The following is a 13,622-nucleotide window of genomic DNA, read 5'->3' on the forward strand; positions in this document are numbered from 1 at the left end:
AAAGTTAAAATAATTTAATATTTTAACTTATTTATTTTTTTAAAGCTGAATAGCTTCTTGAGTTACTTCATCGTTATCCTCATCATCATACAGGATGTGAGCGAACTTCAATAATTTTTCCTCACCTTTGACCTCATCCTTAAACAACGGAACTTCAGCTATATGCTGGTCAGGGAACTTCTGGTCGATTAAAGCCAAACGTTTTTGCTGCAACTTATGTCTTGAATGGCAGAAATCACAATCGCAGATATCAGGCATTACCTGATTGACGATGACACTGTCAACAGTGATATCATGTTTTCCGAGAGCTTCGAGTGCCCTTTCAGATTCGTAGATGGACATCTCCTCTGGAATTACAACCATCTTGAATGTTGTTCTGTCCGGATCGGATAAAACCTTTTTGGCCTTATTGATCTCATCCTTGGTTCTTTTCAAATCTTCAGAAGTTTGAGGGTCATCCACCGCTTCCATGAACGGCATGATTTTTTTAAGCGCATTGGTTGCAGTGCCCAATTTTGCTTTTGCCATCATCAATTTGCCTACCCATGAGTCCATTACTTCCGGGAAGGACAATAATCTTAATGTGTGTCCTGTCGGAGCAGTATCGAATACGACAACATCATATATGTCTGAATTCATCACGGCCATGAACATCTCAAATGCGGCAGCCTCATCAGCACCAGGGGAGGATGAAGCCATGTCCAATTGGTCAGTCAAAAAGTCCATGCCCAACAGCCCATTATCTTCGGAAGGGTTATTGGCTTTTCGCACTTCCAAAGCGGCTTGCTTTTGAGCCATTGCCTCATCTGGATCAATTTCAACAGCGAATAAATTAGTTTTAATTTCACGAGGATAGTTATCAATCGGAACCTCCAAAGAATCTGCCAATGAATGAGCAGGGTCAGTTGACACGATTAAAGTCTTTTTACCTTGTTCAGCCAACCACAAGGCAGTGGCAGATGATACGGAAGTTTTTCCAACCCCTCCTTTTCCGCCTACAAAAATGAATGTTGTTTTATCTTTATTAAATTTAAAATAATCTCTAAATGCCATGAAAATTGCCTCCATTAAACTTACTTTTAGTTACTAAATGCTATTTTAATTTTTCATACTATATAAATTTAGTTATTACAACATTACATTAATGAAGACCTACAATAATTAATAAACATCAATTGGATTCCACACACTTTACAACCAAAACCAAACAAAATATTGAATTGTTAAATGATTTTAACGAATTTTTTTCATTGGCATACTATATAAAAAAATTTATTAATTATATTATATAAAAAGTCAATTGTCAAAAAATATAAGGTGAAACCATGAGTTTAGAAGAAACTAAAGAAAAACTTGCTGTAAAACATGATGAAAGGAAAGTAAAACTTGAAGAAAAAAGAGCACAAGCCAAAATCAATCGTGAAGAAAGAAAATTAAGTTTAAAAGAAGCTCACACCGACAAAAAAATAGCTTCCCATATCGAAAAAGCGATTAAGAAAATTTATAAAGCTGAAGATGATGCAGATAAGGATATCATTAAATTATTAGATGCTGTTGATAAAGAAATTGAAGAAGATGAAGAAAAACCTATTGAATTCATCATATTCAAAGCTGAAAATAAATTAGAAGAAATCTTATTAAATACTCAATTAAAAATGCTAAAGGCTAAAAATGAGTTAATCAAAAATCTTGAAAAAGATATGGAAAAAGTGGCTGAATTGGTATCCCTCGAAGAAGACCTTGCAGTTGTCAAAGATGAAATGGATGAATTCACAACTCTTTTAGATGAAAGAATTGACATTGAAAAAGAAACTTTAGACATAAAAGCTAAAGAATAATTAATTTTCAAAGAAAATATCATTGAAATTTTATTTCAATGATTTTTCGTTTCTTATTTTGAATAAATTTGTTCAAACTGTATCACGCAGTTTTGAAATCCCTTTCTTACTAACTACTTTATCAATTCCTGAGTTCTTTATCATTCTAAAGCATATCGGGCAAGGTTCTGCATCTTCTATTTCCACCCAAGATTCATCCTCATACTTTTCTCCGGCTAGAAAAATGGTTGATCCAAGCATTTCATTTCTGCTTGCGCTAATCATTGCATTCTGTTCGGCGTGGACTGAAAAACAATCATTATAGTTGCCTGAATTGGATGGAAGGTTCATTCTTTGACAGTCCCCCCTATCACAGCAGTTCTCCTCACCTCTTGGATTTCCATTATAACCTGTGCTTATTATTTCATCATTATTTACTATTACCGCCCCATAACGTCTTTTTAAACAAGTGCTTCTTTTTGATACCGCAAGAGCAATTGCAAGATAATACTCATTTTTGCTCATACGACTTTCATTTATTGATTTTTCATCTGCCATATCTTTATCTCCTTTCCTTAATTGTATTATTATTTCAAACCTTTATAAATCATAGCTGAATTAATGAACCATAAAATAAACTGCCGCTATGCTTGGCAGTATAATAATGATTGTATTACGAATCATCCTAAAGCGATGTATTTTCCACTCTTTCGGCGTCAATTCCCGAGTTTTTGGAGTTTTCAAAACACTCATAATAATTGTGGCTGACAGGAAAATGAAATATGCATTGATTAGAAACAGATATCCCGCACCAAGGAGCATGTCCCATCTGCCGTTTGCAATCGAATATCCGCAGGTGCATAGTGGCGGCATAAGTGCGGTTGCAATTGCAACACCAGGAATAACAGTGCTAACCTTGTCCTCTCTGGTTTGTCCGATGATTCCTGCAATCCCCCCGAAAAAGGCAATCAGCACATCAAAGAAAGTCGGTGAAGTTCTTGCCAGCAATTCTGCAGTCGGTGCTTTAACCGGAGAGAGAAGAAAATAAATCATGGCGGCACCGACACTGATTGCAATCTGCAATCCGAAACCGACCATATGATTGCGAAGCAGCGGATAATCGTTGGATACGCTTGCATATGCAGAAGCAAGAATGCTTCCCATTAAAGGTGAAATCAGCATTGCCCCAATAATTACCGCTGTTGAACTCATGTTGAGGCCGACAGATGCAATTACCATTGCACAGACCAATACGCACATATTCGTTCCGGTGACTCGACCCCCATCCAGAAGACGTGTACGTATCTCCTCATTTGATGCCTTATCCTCTGATAATGAGAATGCCTTTTTGATTTTTTCCTTTATTGTTTCATTTCTATATTTATCCATATTCATATTTCCATTTCCTTACCTCTAATGACACATTACACTTAAGAATACTGCCCATCCGAACATCATCTGATGTGTAAATCCCTTGAAAACATTCAGTTCAATAATTTCAATATTATTATCCCTATTAAATAATTAGATGTTAATAATTAATTAAATTAATTGCAACATTTTCACAGGACAAATTTGTGAATATCCAAGTGGGATTTCATGCTAACAATCACCACTATTGAACATGAATTACCTGATGTAGACAAACCGGTTCTACATATTAATATATTAATCAATAATGACATATTATTTAATGTATGAATGATGAAGGCTGGTGAAAATATTAGTGAAATTCCAGATATAAACTTAGAAAAAACTAAAACAGACATTGTTGAATTCATTAAATCCAAAGTTGATGAATCCAAAACTGACGGAATTGTTATTGGTTTAAGCGGAGGAATCGATTCGACCCTTACAGCTTACCTGGCATGCAAAGCCGTTGGAAAAGACAATGTATTTGGAATTATCATGCCATCCACAACTACACCAACAGAAGACAAACTTCACGGAGTCGAAATTGCACAAATTCTGGAAATAGACTATAAGGAAATAGCTATCGACAGTATTTTAAATGAATTCCTGCAAATGACACAACTTGAAGAGAATGATTTGGCTATAGGAAACCTAAAAGCTAGAATCAGAATGTCAATCATTTACTATTTCGCAAATCAGAAAAACTACCTAGTTAGCGGAACAGGCAACAAAAGTGAAATTCTCATCGGTTACTTTACCAAGCACGGGGACGGCGCATGCGATATGGAACCGATTGGAGATTTATACAAAAGTGAAGTTTTCAAATTAAGTGAATATTTAGATGTTCCAGAAGAAATTGTCAAAAAGCCTCCACGTGCAGGTTTATGGGAAAACCAAACCGATGAGGAGGAAATTGGAATGAGCTATGATTTACTTGATCAAGTCCTTTATCTCTACACAGAAAAAGATATGAAAAATACTGAAATAGCTGAAAAATTAAGTATTTCAGTAGATGACGTTGATATGATTATTACAAAAATTATTAGGAGCAAACACAAAAGTAAAGTTCCTGAAATTCCTTTAAAAACAATAGCATAATGGTGATTTAGTGAGCGAAAATATAGAAAAAAAATGGCAAAAAAAGTGGGCTGATGCAAAAATATTTGAATCAAACCCAGATGAAAGGGAAAAACTGTTCCTTACAGTAGCTTTCCCATACCCTAGCGGAGCTATGCATATCGGTCATGGACGTACATATACTGTTCCCGACGTTTATGCAAGATTTAAAAGAATGGAAGGCTATAACGTGCTATTCCCTATGGCTTGGCACGTGACCGGCGCTCCGGTTATCGGTATAGCTGACAGAATTAAAAGAAAAGACCCTTGGACATTGGATTTGTATGAAAGAGTTCATGGAGTTCCAAAAGAAACCTTGCCAAAATTAGAAGAACCAGAATTTATTGTAAAATACTTCTCAACCGAATATCACGAAGTAATGGAAGAAATGGGTTATTCTATTGATTGGAGACGTGAATTCAGAACAATTGACCCAACCTACAAGAAGTTCATCGAATGGCAAATTACCACATTACACGATAAGGGTTTAGTTGCAAAAGGAGAACACCCCGTAAAATACTGTCCAAACTGTGACAATCCAGTTGGAGACCACGATTTGCTTGAAGGCGAAGGAGTGGGTGTCAATGAATTAACCCTTTTAAAATTCCCAATTGAAGATAAAATCCTTGTAACCGCAACATTAAGACCGGAAACCATCGTTGGAGCAACCAACATCTGGTTGAATCCTGATGTTGAATATGTGCTTGTCAATGCAGAAGGAGAAAATTGGGTCATTACAAAAGAAGCTCACTACAATTTACAGCACCAAATTAAAGATTTAGAAATTATCTGCGAAATCAATCCTAACGATTTAATTGGAAAAATGGCTAAAAACCCATTCACTGGCGATGACTTGCCAATCTTCCCGGCCAGTTTTGTAAGCGCATCCTACGGTAGCGGAGTTGTATTCTCAGAACCTGCCGATGCACCGGCAGACTACATTGCACTCCAGGATTTAAAAAATAATGAAGAGCTAATAGCTAAATACAACTTGGAAGGCATTGTTGAAGACGTTCATCCAATCCCAGTATGTACCCTTAAGGGATACGGTGAAATTCCAGCAGCAGACATAATTGAAAGGCTTGGAATCACTGACCAAAACGATGAAAAATTACATGAAGCTACAAATGAATTATACAAGCAGCAACACAGCAAAGGAACAATCATTGAATCAATACCTGAATTTGGAGGCATGAAAGTTCGTTTTGCTCGTGAAGAGTTAAAAGACAAACTAATAGCAGACAATATGGCCACAATAATGTATGACTTCGCTGAAAGGCCAGTCGTATGCAGATGCGGAAACAATTGTGTCGTTAAGATTATGGATAATCAATGGTTCATGAAATACGGAAACGAGGAATGGACCGAAAAAACTTTAAAAGTCCTTGAAGGCGAAACAATCATTCCAAAAGAGCTTAAAAGCAACTTTGAATATTACATTAATTGGTTGGATGATTGGGCATGTTCCAGAAAAGTGGGACTTGGAACAAGACTTCCTTGGGATACCCAATGGCTAATCGAACCATTAACTGACTCTACAATTTACATGTCCTACTATACAATCGCCAAATACCTTAAAGACATGGACCCTGATGAATTAACACCGGCATTCTTCGATAAAGTCTTGCTTGACAAAGAATCCGGAGACATCAGCGTTCCTGCAGATAAAGTAGCTGAAATCCAAAATGAATTTAACTACTGGTATCCGCTTGACTGGAGATTGTCTGCAAAGGACCTGGTAGGTAACCACCTAAGCTTTTTAATGTTTACCCATAGCGCAATCTATCCTGAAGACAAATGGCCAAAAGGAACCGTAGTGTTTGGAATGGGCCTATTGGAAGGAAATAAGATGTCATCTTCAAAAGGCAATGTCATTCTTTTAAAAGATGCAATAAGAGATTACACCGCCGATGTGGTAAGACTTTTCCTGATGGCATCCGCCGAACCATGGCAAGACTTTGACTGGAGGGAAAAAGAAGTACTTGGAACCAAAAGAAGACTTGAATGGTTTAGGGAATTTGCGGCTAAAATTGAAGAAATGAAAGGCTCCGATCTGGATTTAAGCAATATTGAAAAAGTTGAATTAACCCGTACCATAGATTTATGGATGATAAGCCAGCTTAACCAGCATATCAAAAAATCAACCGAAGCACTGGAAGTGTTCCAAACAAGGCAAGCACTTCAGGAATCATTATTCTTGCTTAAAAAGGATGTTGACCACTACCTTTACAGGGTAAAACATTTGATTGATTCACAGGACCCTGCAATCATTTATGTACTATCAACAGTCCTTGAAGCTTGGATTAGGCTTCTTGCACCATTCACACCACACACCTCAGAAGAGTTATGGGCAAAATATGGTGGAAAGGGCTTTGTCAGCGAAGCCTCATGGCCTGTCTATGACGAGTCATCAGTGAGTGTGGAAATCGAAAAATCAGAGGAATTCGTGCAGAATGTCATAAAAGACATTACCCAAATCAAAAAAATGGTCAAAGAGGACATTTCCAAAGTGCACATTTATTTAGCTCCTGATTGGAAATGGGACTTATATAAAATAGCTGATGATGTTGGAAAACCAGATATCGGCCAAATTATGGGAAGGGCCATTGGCGCCAACATTTATGACGACAAAAAAGAGATAGCTGCAGTGGCCAAAAAGATTGGTCGTGAGATGACCAAAACCAAATACATCGGCAAAATCGATGAAGAGGAAATTCTCAATGATGCCCTAGACTACATCTGCGAAGAGATTGGTGAAGAGGTCCTCATTCACACTGACGATTCATACGACCCACAGAATAAGGCAAGAAACGCAATGCCTTATAAGCCTGCAATCTTTATGGAATAATTAATTTTATTCCTACTTAATTTTTTTAATAATATTAAAATAGTATTGTTTACAATATAGTTTTATATAAAAATTATTTCAATGATAAAAGGTGAATAAAATGGAAATTGGTGAAATTTTTAGTGATGCTTTTATGTATCCATTAAAAAACATTAAAGCTTTAGTTATTTATGCTATTTTAGGAATAATTGTTGGAATTGCATCAGCCGGAAGCATTGCTGGTATGAATGCAGGGATGTCAGCAAACAATTTACTTGCCGTTATTGGGTCAGGAATTATAGGAATAATTATCTCACTTTTAATTGGATTTGTAATTGAAGGTTATTTATTAGATGTCATTAAATTCGGTATCACAAGAGATGATGCGGCACCTGAAATTGATCTTATAAGACAATCCATAAACGGTGTAAAATTATTTATCATAACTTTAGTTTACTACTTAATCCCAATTATTATTAGTGCATTATTAGCAATATTCCTCGCAAATTGGCTATCAAGTCTAATAGCCGCCATCTTATTTATAATATTTGCATTTGCGGCATTTATGGGTCAATGCAGATTAGCTAAAACCGAAGATTTAATGTATTCTTTAAACATTGCAGGAGCTCTTGCAGACATTACAAAAATAGGAATTGTAAAAATTATAATATTCACAATTGTTGTTTTCATTGCCGCATTAGTATTAAGCTTAATCGGAACAGCAATTTCCCAATTGAACGCTGTTGTTGGCGGAATCATAATGGGCATTATAGGGATTTATCTTACTTTTGCTATTGCTAGAGCATCAGGTTTATTATACTCCTCAGTATAAATAAACCCTCTTTTTTCTTTTTTCTTTAGTATTCTAGGAGAGGCCTATGGCTAAATCATTAATTTCAAAAATAACAGGGTCCATTTTAAAGTTTACAAAACCAAAATATATGGACTCCGAAGAAAAAGTTAATGAATTTTTAGCTGAAAAATCAGAATCCAAACATGTGCGCAGCGTATTCAAAAGCAGTGAAATGAACGGAATGCAAGTGTTTAGATATGGAAACCCGAATTCCAAAAAAACTATCTTATATATGCACGGCGGAGCCTATGTGAATGAAATAAACATCCAACATCACTTATTTTGCTATAAGCTTTCTAAAAAATTAAAAGCATACATACTTGCACCAGCATATCCCCTTTCACCAAGTCACAGTGCTGCAGAAACCTTCGATTTGATAACCAGCCTGTACACTGATTTGATTAAAAATAGAGATGACATTACATTGATGGGAGATTCGGCAGGAGGCGGATTTGTCCTATCGTTTGCACAACACCTAAAAGCTGTAAATCTGCCCCAACCAAAGCATATCATAACCTTTTCCCCATGGGTTGACGTGTCAATGAGCAGCACCCCCTATGATAACGAAAACGACCCGATTTTAGGTGAAGTCGGCCTTCGTGAAATCGGAAAGAAATGGGCAGGCGATTTAGATACAAAAAACTATAAAGTAAGCCCCCTTTTTGGAGACAATGAAAATCTTGCAAAAACACTGATTTTTGCAGGCACAGACGAAATCTTTTACAAGGATATCAAAAATTACGTAGAAAAGCTTGAAAATGATGGTGTCTATGCAAAATTAATTACAGGCAAAGGAATGTTTCATATATATCCTCTATTCCCCATTCCGGAAGCAAGACATGCATTTAAAGAAATAAAAAAAGAGATGGATGATTAATCATCTCATGTATAAAATGTATTTTCCGAACTTCGGAATTCTATAGATTATAGCTGCTGTTATATAGCTTAATACAATCAATAAAACCCAAAGGATAATCGCCTTTACCGGTTCTGAATAAGGCAATTTAACAACAAGAGGAAGCAAAGGCAATCTAAATAGGTTATGTATCAAGAACACCGCAAATGAATATTTGGACAATATCAAAACCCAATCGTATGCCCAAACATCGTCCATTCTAGAACACAATTCAAAAATTGCAAATGATCCAAGCATTACAAATGGAGATTCATACCATAAAATGAAATTGTAATTTATTGTGAATGAATAATACTGGAATAAAAGACAAATTAAAAATGAAACAAGAGCAATTGCTCCTAATGTATAATTAGATATGTTTTTAAATTCTCCTTTTTTAATCAAGTATCCTAAAATAATGTAAATTCCATATACTCCACCACTAAAACCTAGACAGTATTGTACAGCCACACCGCTTATTCCATGCATTTCAAAAACGATTGTAATAAATGGAATTGCAAATGCCAAAAGTGAAAATACAATAGTTCCATTAAGAACAGTTTTCGAATCGAAATGATTCAAGGCGACAGCTGCAAAAGGCAATGAAAGATACATTCCTATAATCATAGGCATATACCACATATGACTAAAAAACAAAGTTCCCGCTTCAGAAAGGTTAACTCCGCCCCCACTGTTAAGTGTAACAACATATAAAACAACAGAATATACCACTGCCCAAATTACAGTGACAATAATTAGATTCTTACAATTTTTAGCCCAAAACTTATTAACTCTCTCATCATTATAAGTCCTGTCAAGCAAAAGATAACCTGTAATCATTAAAAATAACGGGACTCCCAAACGGCCAACGAAAAGCGATGCAAAGTTGAAAATCCTAGAATAGATAGTATAATTTACAATAGCATCTGAAGATATGATAAAAATACCATCATTTGCATGAATATATAATACCGTTAAAATAGCTATTGCACGTACCAAATCAATCCATTTTATTCTCGTTTTAGACATTAACTTTCACCAGGATATATTAATTTATAATCTTATTCAGATATAAAGTTATTTTATATTAACTTTCCAATTCATTCTCCTTATAAACTTTATAAACATAACCCATTCCCATAAATTGGATAATGAATATCAGTAATCTCAATATCGTGCTGAAAATGCTATCAACTATTGTGATTGAGATATGATACTGTGTTAAATATGTTAAAATGACCACCGATAAAATAATTTTTGTATAATCCCAGGAATAATCCTTCCATCCAATCACATCAATGGCACGCTTAATTTTCAAAAAATTTAATGTATTCTTTATGTTTCCGCCATCAGCCAACTTAGCTATAGACAATTCCATGAAAAATGAAGTAGAATAGATTATGATAAATTCGAACACGATAAACATCACAAAACTAAGGGGATCATGAGACCAGAACAAATTTATTGTTTCATTATATCTCAAAATTAATTCTTCAATCTCCAATTCCGGAAAATGTAAAAAAGCAGCAACAATCGCTAAGAAAATGCCTTGAATAGTAAAATAAAATAAGAAAACAATGATTCCTTTTATTCCAAAAATAACCATCTTCTTTGGCATCAATTTAGGTAACTCAGTGCCACCATTAATAATATCCTGAGTGACTTGCAACCCATATCCTATTACAAAAATTAGAGATATGATTACTGCTAGCAGCGACTTTGTTGTAATTATTATATAATTGTTTATAAAGAGCAATAGCACTATCAAACAAAAAAATAACTTATTCTTTATGCAATATTTAAAAGAGTCTTCAATGATTCTTATCGGCATGAATTACCCTCAGTAATACTTTTGTCGATAATTATTAATTAAAGTTATGAAATAATAGAAAAATAGTGGAAGTTAATTTTTACAACTTTCTTGCAAACACCAAATATCCGCTATGGCCAACCATGCGTGTTTTAGGCCTTACCCCTTGCTGCCTAACTTCCAGACCACGTTCCAAAATCTCAATAATTTCAATGTCATAAAAGCCTAATTTTTTGGCTATGCGATGAGAGATTTCAGCCTGATCGACATATGGGGCATAAACCGCCAGCCAACCCCCAACATTTAAGCATTCCCACACTTCTTCAAATATCTCAAACGGCTTAGGCAAATCCAAAAAGACCAAATCTATGTCCTCCTCATCGATTCCCTCTTTAATATTCTGGTTTTTGACTTCAATGTTTTCAATCCCAAAATTATCAATGTTCTTTTGGGCAACTTCTGCAAAATCCTCACGGATTTCATAGGTGAATACCTTGCCTTCACTGCCTACGACATTTCCAAAGTTTAGTGCGATGGCCCCAGCGCCAGTTCCTGCATCAACCACGCGTGAACCTGCACCCAATCCAGTGTGAGCCAAAACCAAACCAATGTCTTTTTTAATAAGGATAGAACATCTCCTATCCATTAAATCAATGAAATCATTGATATTGGGTTTGACGATTTTAAATGTGTGGTCAAGATGGCTTTTCACTTCATCGCCGATTTCGGCATTGTCCAGGACATCGGCCTTAACGATTCCCAAATCACTTTGAAACTCCTCACCATGCTTTAAGATATATTTTTTTCCACGTTCATCTAAAATCATTTTCATGTTTTCACCTAATTTTCAAGCTCCGCTAATCTTTTTACTCTTTTTAAAGAATCAGGATGAGTGGACAACAGTTCCATGAGTCCATTTTTGGTAGATATTTTAACATCACTATTAGCTAATCTTCTTAACTCCTCATCAGATATTTTTCCATCGCCATCAAAGTCTATTTGCCTAAAGTCAACGACATCATTTTTTGCATTGTTAACATCGTTGACAAAGAATGCCCTGTTGGTATTGACCTCATCGATTGTTTCCTTGCTGCATCTTGCCGCACCATAAGATAGCTTATAAAGTGCAGAAACTAGTGCAGCAGGTCTATTTCCAAACTCGACACTGGCTTCGTCAGCATAATACTCTCTTGTTCTTGAAATGAATAATACTAAAAGTTGTCCGATTAAATAGAACAGATATCCCACTATACCAATGATGATAACTCCTCCATTGTCGCTGTCTCCTGAAAACATGAATGACAAAGCGACATAATAACAGATCATAGGAATTACACTAACGGCCGCAGTCACTATCATATCATTATGCTTAATATGACCCATTTCATGGCCTAAAACTGCTCTTAACTCATTATAGTCAAGCAAACCTATAATGGGACGTGTGATTGCGATGTGTCCGCTTTTGCTTGAGCGACCGTATGCAAATGCATTTGGAATATCGATTTCTGACAAGCCAATTTCAGGTTTTGGAACGCCAGCTTCCTGTGCAAGTTCCGCCACCATCTTGTGAATATGGGGAGCTTCTGCCTCTGATAGGGGCCTTACATTCATTGAACGTTTAACAAGGCTTGGTCCGAACCAATACTGTAAAAATACAATTACTAAACTGATAACTGCCCAGATCATGTAACTGCGGATGCCCAGATACCAACAGACAAGCATTATAAAGAAATAAACAATTGTAAACATTAAAATTGAAGTTAACCACATTCTCAATCTAAGTTTCCATGTGCCTCTCATTTTTAACACCTCAAAAATATTACTTTTCAAGTACTCTCTCAATCAAATTATATATGATATTTCCACATATAAAAACATTAAGCAAAAGTTAATTACAAACCTAAAACATAACTTTTTACAGTGAAAATATGGTGATTAAATGAGCGGACCATGGGTAGAAAAATATAGACCACAAAAACTAGAAGACGTTGTAGGACAAAAACAAATCATTACCAGGCTTGAAAAATATGTAGGCGAGGAAAGCATGCCTAATTTAATGTTTACAGGTCCCGCAGGTGTTGGAAAAACAACAACCGCACTTGCATTAGTAAAATCAATTCTTGGCGAATACTGGAGGCAAAACTTTTTAGAGTTAAATGCATCCGATGCAAGAGGAATCGAAACCGTGAGAAATAATATCAAAAATTTCTGCAGGCTAAAACCCGTAGGCGCCCCATTCAGGATAATCTTTCTGGATGAAGTGGACAACATGACTAAGGATGCCCAACATGCACTCAGACGTGAAATGGAAATGTATACAAAAACCGCTTCATTTATACTTTCATGTAATTATTCATCAAAAATTATCGACCCAATCCAATCAAGATGCGCAATATTCAGATTCGCTCCAATTAAAGGAGAAGAAATAAAAGAAAGGTTGCAATTCATCTGTGAAAGCGAAGGTTTTGATGCAGACGACAAAGGTCTTGAAACCATAGTTTACTTTGCTGAAGGAGATATGCGTAAAGCCGTGAATGTCCTGCAGGCTGCAGCTTCCGAAGGAGAAACCATTACAGAGGAATCCGTTTATGAAGTAGTGTCCAAAGCAAAACCACAGGATATTGGAAACATGATAAATAAGGCATTAGTCGGTGACTTTTTAGGCGCTAGAACCATCTTAAGAGAAACCATGGTGCTTCAGGGAACCAGTGGGGAGGACATGGTTACTCAAATTTATCAGGAAGTTTCCAAAAGAGTAGTGGAAGGAAAAATGGAACCTGATTTCTACATTGAACTAATCGAATCAATCGCAGATTGTGATTTCAGAATAAGAGAAGGAGCAAATCCAAGAATCCAACTTGAAGCCCTTTTAACCAAATTCATTTAAGGTA

The 13,622-nt window shown here is 35.8% G+C and carries 13 protein-coding genes; 6 read left to right on the plus strand and 7 right to left on the minus strand.

Going from position 1 to position 13,622, the window contains the following annotated elements; translation table 11 throughout:
• Window positions 1-39: 39 nt before the first annotated feature.
• Window positions 40-1,068, minus strand: a complete 1,029-nt coding sequence (locus tag IJE64_RS01685) for a TRC40/GET3/ArsA family transport-energizing ATPase (protein WP_292781120.1) — start codon at window positions 1,066-1,068, stop codon at window positions 40-42.
• A 257-nt stretch (window positions 1,069-1,325) separates the two neighbouring features.
• Between IJE64_RS01685 and IJE64_RS01690 the strand changes: the two genes are divergently transcribed.
• Window positions 1,326-1,838 (plus strand): hypothetical protein, encoded by a 513-nt coding sequence (locus tag IJE64_RS01690; RefSeq protein WP_292781123.1) that lies wholly within the window; start codon window positions 1,326-1,328, stop codon window positions 1,836-1,838.
• A gap of 72 nt (window positions 1,839-1,910) precedes the next feature.
• Here the strand turns inward: IJE64_RS01690 and IJE64_RS01695 are convergent, their stop codons facing one another.
• Both IJE64_RS01695 and IJE64_RS01700 read right to left on the minus strand, forming a co-directional pair.
• Window positions 1,911-2,342, minus strand: a complete 432-nt coding sequence (locus IJE64_RS01695; protein WP_292781126.1) for a dCMP deaminase family protein — start codon at window positions 2,340-2,342, stop codon at window positions 1,911-1,913.
• 93 nt (window positions 2,343-2,435) lie between these two features.
• Window positions 2,436-3,206 (minus strand): DUF389 domain-containing protein, encoded by a 771-nt coding sequence (locus IJE64_RS01700; RefSeq protein ID WP_292781129.1) that lies wholly within the window; start codon window positions 3,204-3,206, stop codon window positions 2,436-2,438.
• Window positions 3,207-3,518: 312 nt separating this feature from the next.
• Between IJE64_RS01700 and IJE64_RS01705 the strand changes: the two genes are divergently transcribed.
• The 4 genes from IJE64_RS01705 to IJE64_RS01720 all read left to right on the plus strand — a co-directional run bounded on the left by IJE64_RS01705 (window position 3,519) and on the right by IJE64_RS01720 (window position 8,903).
• Window positions 3,519-4,328 (plus strand): NAD+ synthase, encoded by an 810-nt coding sequence (locus IJE64_RS01705; protein ID WP_292781132.1) that lies wholly within the window; start codon window positions 3,519-3,521, stop codon window positions 4,326-4,328.
• A gap of 10 nt (window positions 4,329-4,338) precedes the next feature.
• Window positions 4,339-7,194, plus strand: coding sequence for a leucine--tRNA ligase (gene leuS, locus IJE64_RS01710; RefSeq protein ID WP_292781135.1), 2,856 nt, complete (start codon window positions 4,339-4,341; stop codon window positions 7,192-7,194).
• 100 nt (window positions 7,195-7,294) lie between these two features.
• Window positions 7,295-8,005, plus strand: coding sequence for a DUF4013 domain-containing protein (locus IJE64_RS01715; RefSeq protein WP_292781137.1), 711 nt, complete (start codon window positions 7,295-7,297; stop codon window positions 8,003-8,005).
• 46 nt (window positions 8,006-8,051) lie between these two features.
• Window positions 8,052-8,903, plus strand: coding sequence for an alpha/beta hydrolase fold domain-containing protein (locus IJE64_RS01720; protein WP_292781140.1), 852 nt, complete (start codon window positions 8,052-8,054; stop codon window positions 8,901-8,903).
• Here the strand turns inward: IJE64_RS01720 and IJE64_RS01725 are convergent, their stop codons facing one another.
• The 4 genes from IJE64_RS01725 to IJE64_RS01740 form a co-directional block, all read right to left on the minus strand.
• Window positions 8,904-9,950, minus strand: coding sequence for an acyltransferase (locus tag IJE64_RS01725; protein ID WP_292781143.1), 1,047 nt, complete (start codon window positions 9,948-9,950; stop codon window positions 8,904-8,906). It abuts the gene before it with no gap.
• 58 nt (window positions 9,951-10,008) lie between these two features.
• Entirely contained in the window at window positions 10,009-10,752 is a 744-nt protein-coding gene (locus IJE64_RS01730; RefSeq protein ID WP_292781145.1) for a DUF4013 domain-containing protein, read from the minus strand.
• 79 nt (window positions 10,753-10,831) lie between these two features.
• Window positions 10,832-11,563, minus strand: a complete 732-nt coding sequence (locus IJE64_RS01735; protein ID WP_292781148.1) for a tRNA (adenine-N1)-methyltransferase — start codon at window positions 11,561-11,563, stop codon at window positions 10,832-10,834.
• Window positions 11,564-11,571: 8 nt separating this feature from the next.
• Complete coding sequence (locus IJE64_RS01740) at window positions 11,572-12,531, minus strand: zinc metalloprotease HtpX (protein ID WP_292781151.1); 960 nt, start codon at window positions 12,529-12,531, stop codon at window positions 11,572-11,574.
• Between the two features lie 139 nt (window positions 12,532-12,670).
• Between IJE64_RS01740 and IJE64_RS01745 the strand changes: the two genes are divergently transcribed.
• The gene (locus IJE64_RS01745) at window positions 12,671-13,618 is read left to right on the plus strand and encodes a replication factor C small subunit (protein WP_292781154.1); all 948 of its coding nucleotides are present in this window, start codon (window positions 12,671-12,673) and stop codon (window positions 13,616-13,618) included.
• The last annotated feature ends 4 nt before the right edge of the window (window positions 13,619-13,622 follow it).

This window comes from Methanobrevibacter sp., from assembly GCF_017409525.1.
GTDB lineage: Archaea > Methanobacteriota > Methanobacteria > Methanobacteriales > Methanobacteriaceae > Methanocatella.

Excerpts from the sequence above, each read along its gene's own strand:
- IJE64_RS01685 (WP_292781120.1), bottom strand. The coding sequence starts at position 1,068 with ATGGAGGCAATTTTCATGGCATTTAGAGATTATTTTAAATTTAATAAA.
- IJE64_RS01690 (WP_292781123.1), top strand. The coding sequence starts at position 1,326 with ATGAGTTTAGAAGAAACTAAAGAAAAACTTGCTGTAAAACATGATGAA.
- IJE64_RS01695 (WP_292781126.1), bottom strand. The coding sequence starts at position 2,342 with ATGAGCAAAAATGAGTATTATCTTGCAATTGCTCTTGCGGTATCAAAA.
- IJE64_RS01700 (WP_292781129.1), bottom strand. The coding sequence starts at position 3,206 with ATGGATAAATATAGAAATGAAACAATAAAGGAAAAAATCAAAAAGGCA.
- IJE64_RS01705 (WP_292781132.1), top strand. The coding sequence starts at position 3,519 with ATGATGAAGGCTGGTGAAAATATTAGTGAAATTCCAGATATAAACTTA.
- IJE64_RS01715 (WP_292781137.1), top strand. The coding sequence starts at position 7,295 with ATGGAAATTGGTGAAATTTTTAGTGATGCTTTTATGTATCCATTAAAA.
- IJE64_RS01720 (WP_292781140.1), top strand. The coding sequence starts at position 8,052 with ATGGCTAAATCATTAATTTCAAAAATAACAGGGTCCATTTTAAAGTTT.
- IJE64_RS01725 (WP_292781143.1), bottom strand. The coding sequence starts at position 9,950 with ATGTCTAAAACGAGAATAAAATGGATTGATTTGGTACGTGCAATAGCT.
- IJE64_RS01730 (WP_292781145.1), bottom strand. The coding sequence starts at position 10,752 with ATGCCGATAAGAATCATTGAAGACTCTTTTAAATATTGCATAAAGAAT.
- IJE64_RS01735 (WP_292781148.1), bottom strand. The coding sequence starts at position 11,563 with ATGAAAATGATTTTAGATGAACGTGGAAAAAAATATATCTTAAAGCAT.
- IJE64_RS01740 (WP_292781151.1), bottom strand. The coding sequence starts at position 12,531 with ATGAGAGGCACATGGAAACTTAGATTGAGAATGTGGTTAACTTCAATT.
- IJE64_RS01745 (WP_292781154.1), top strand. The coding sequence starts at position 12,671 with ATGAGCGGACCATGGGTAGAAAAATATAGACCACAAAAACTAGAAGAC.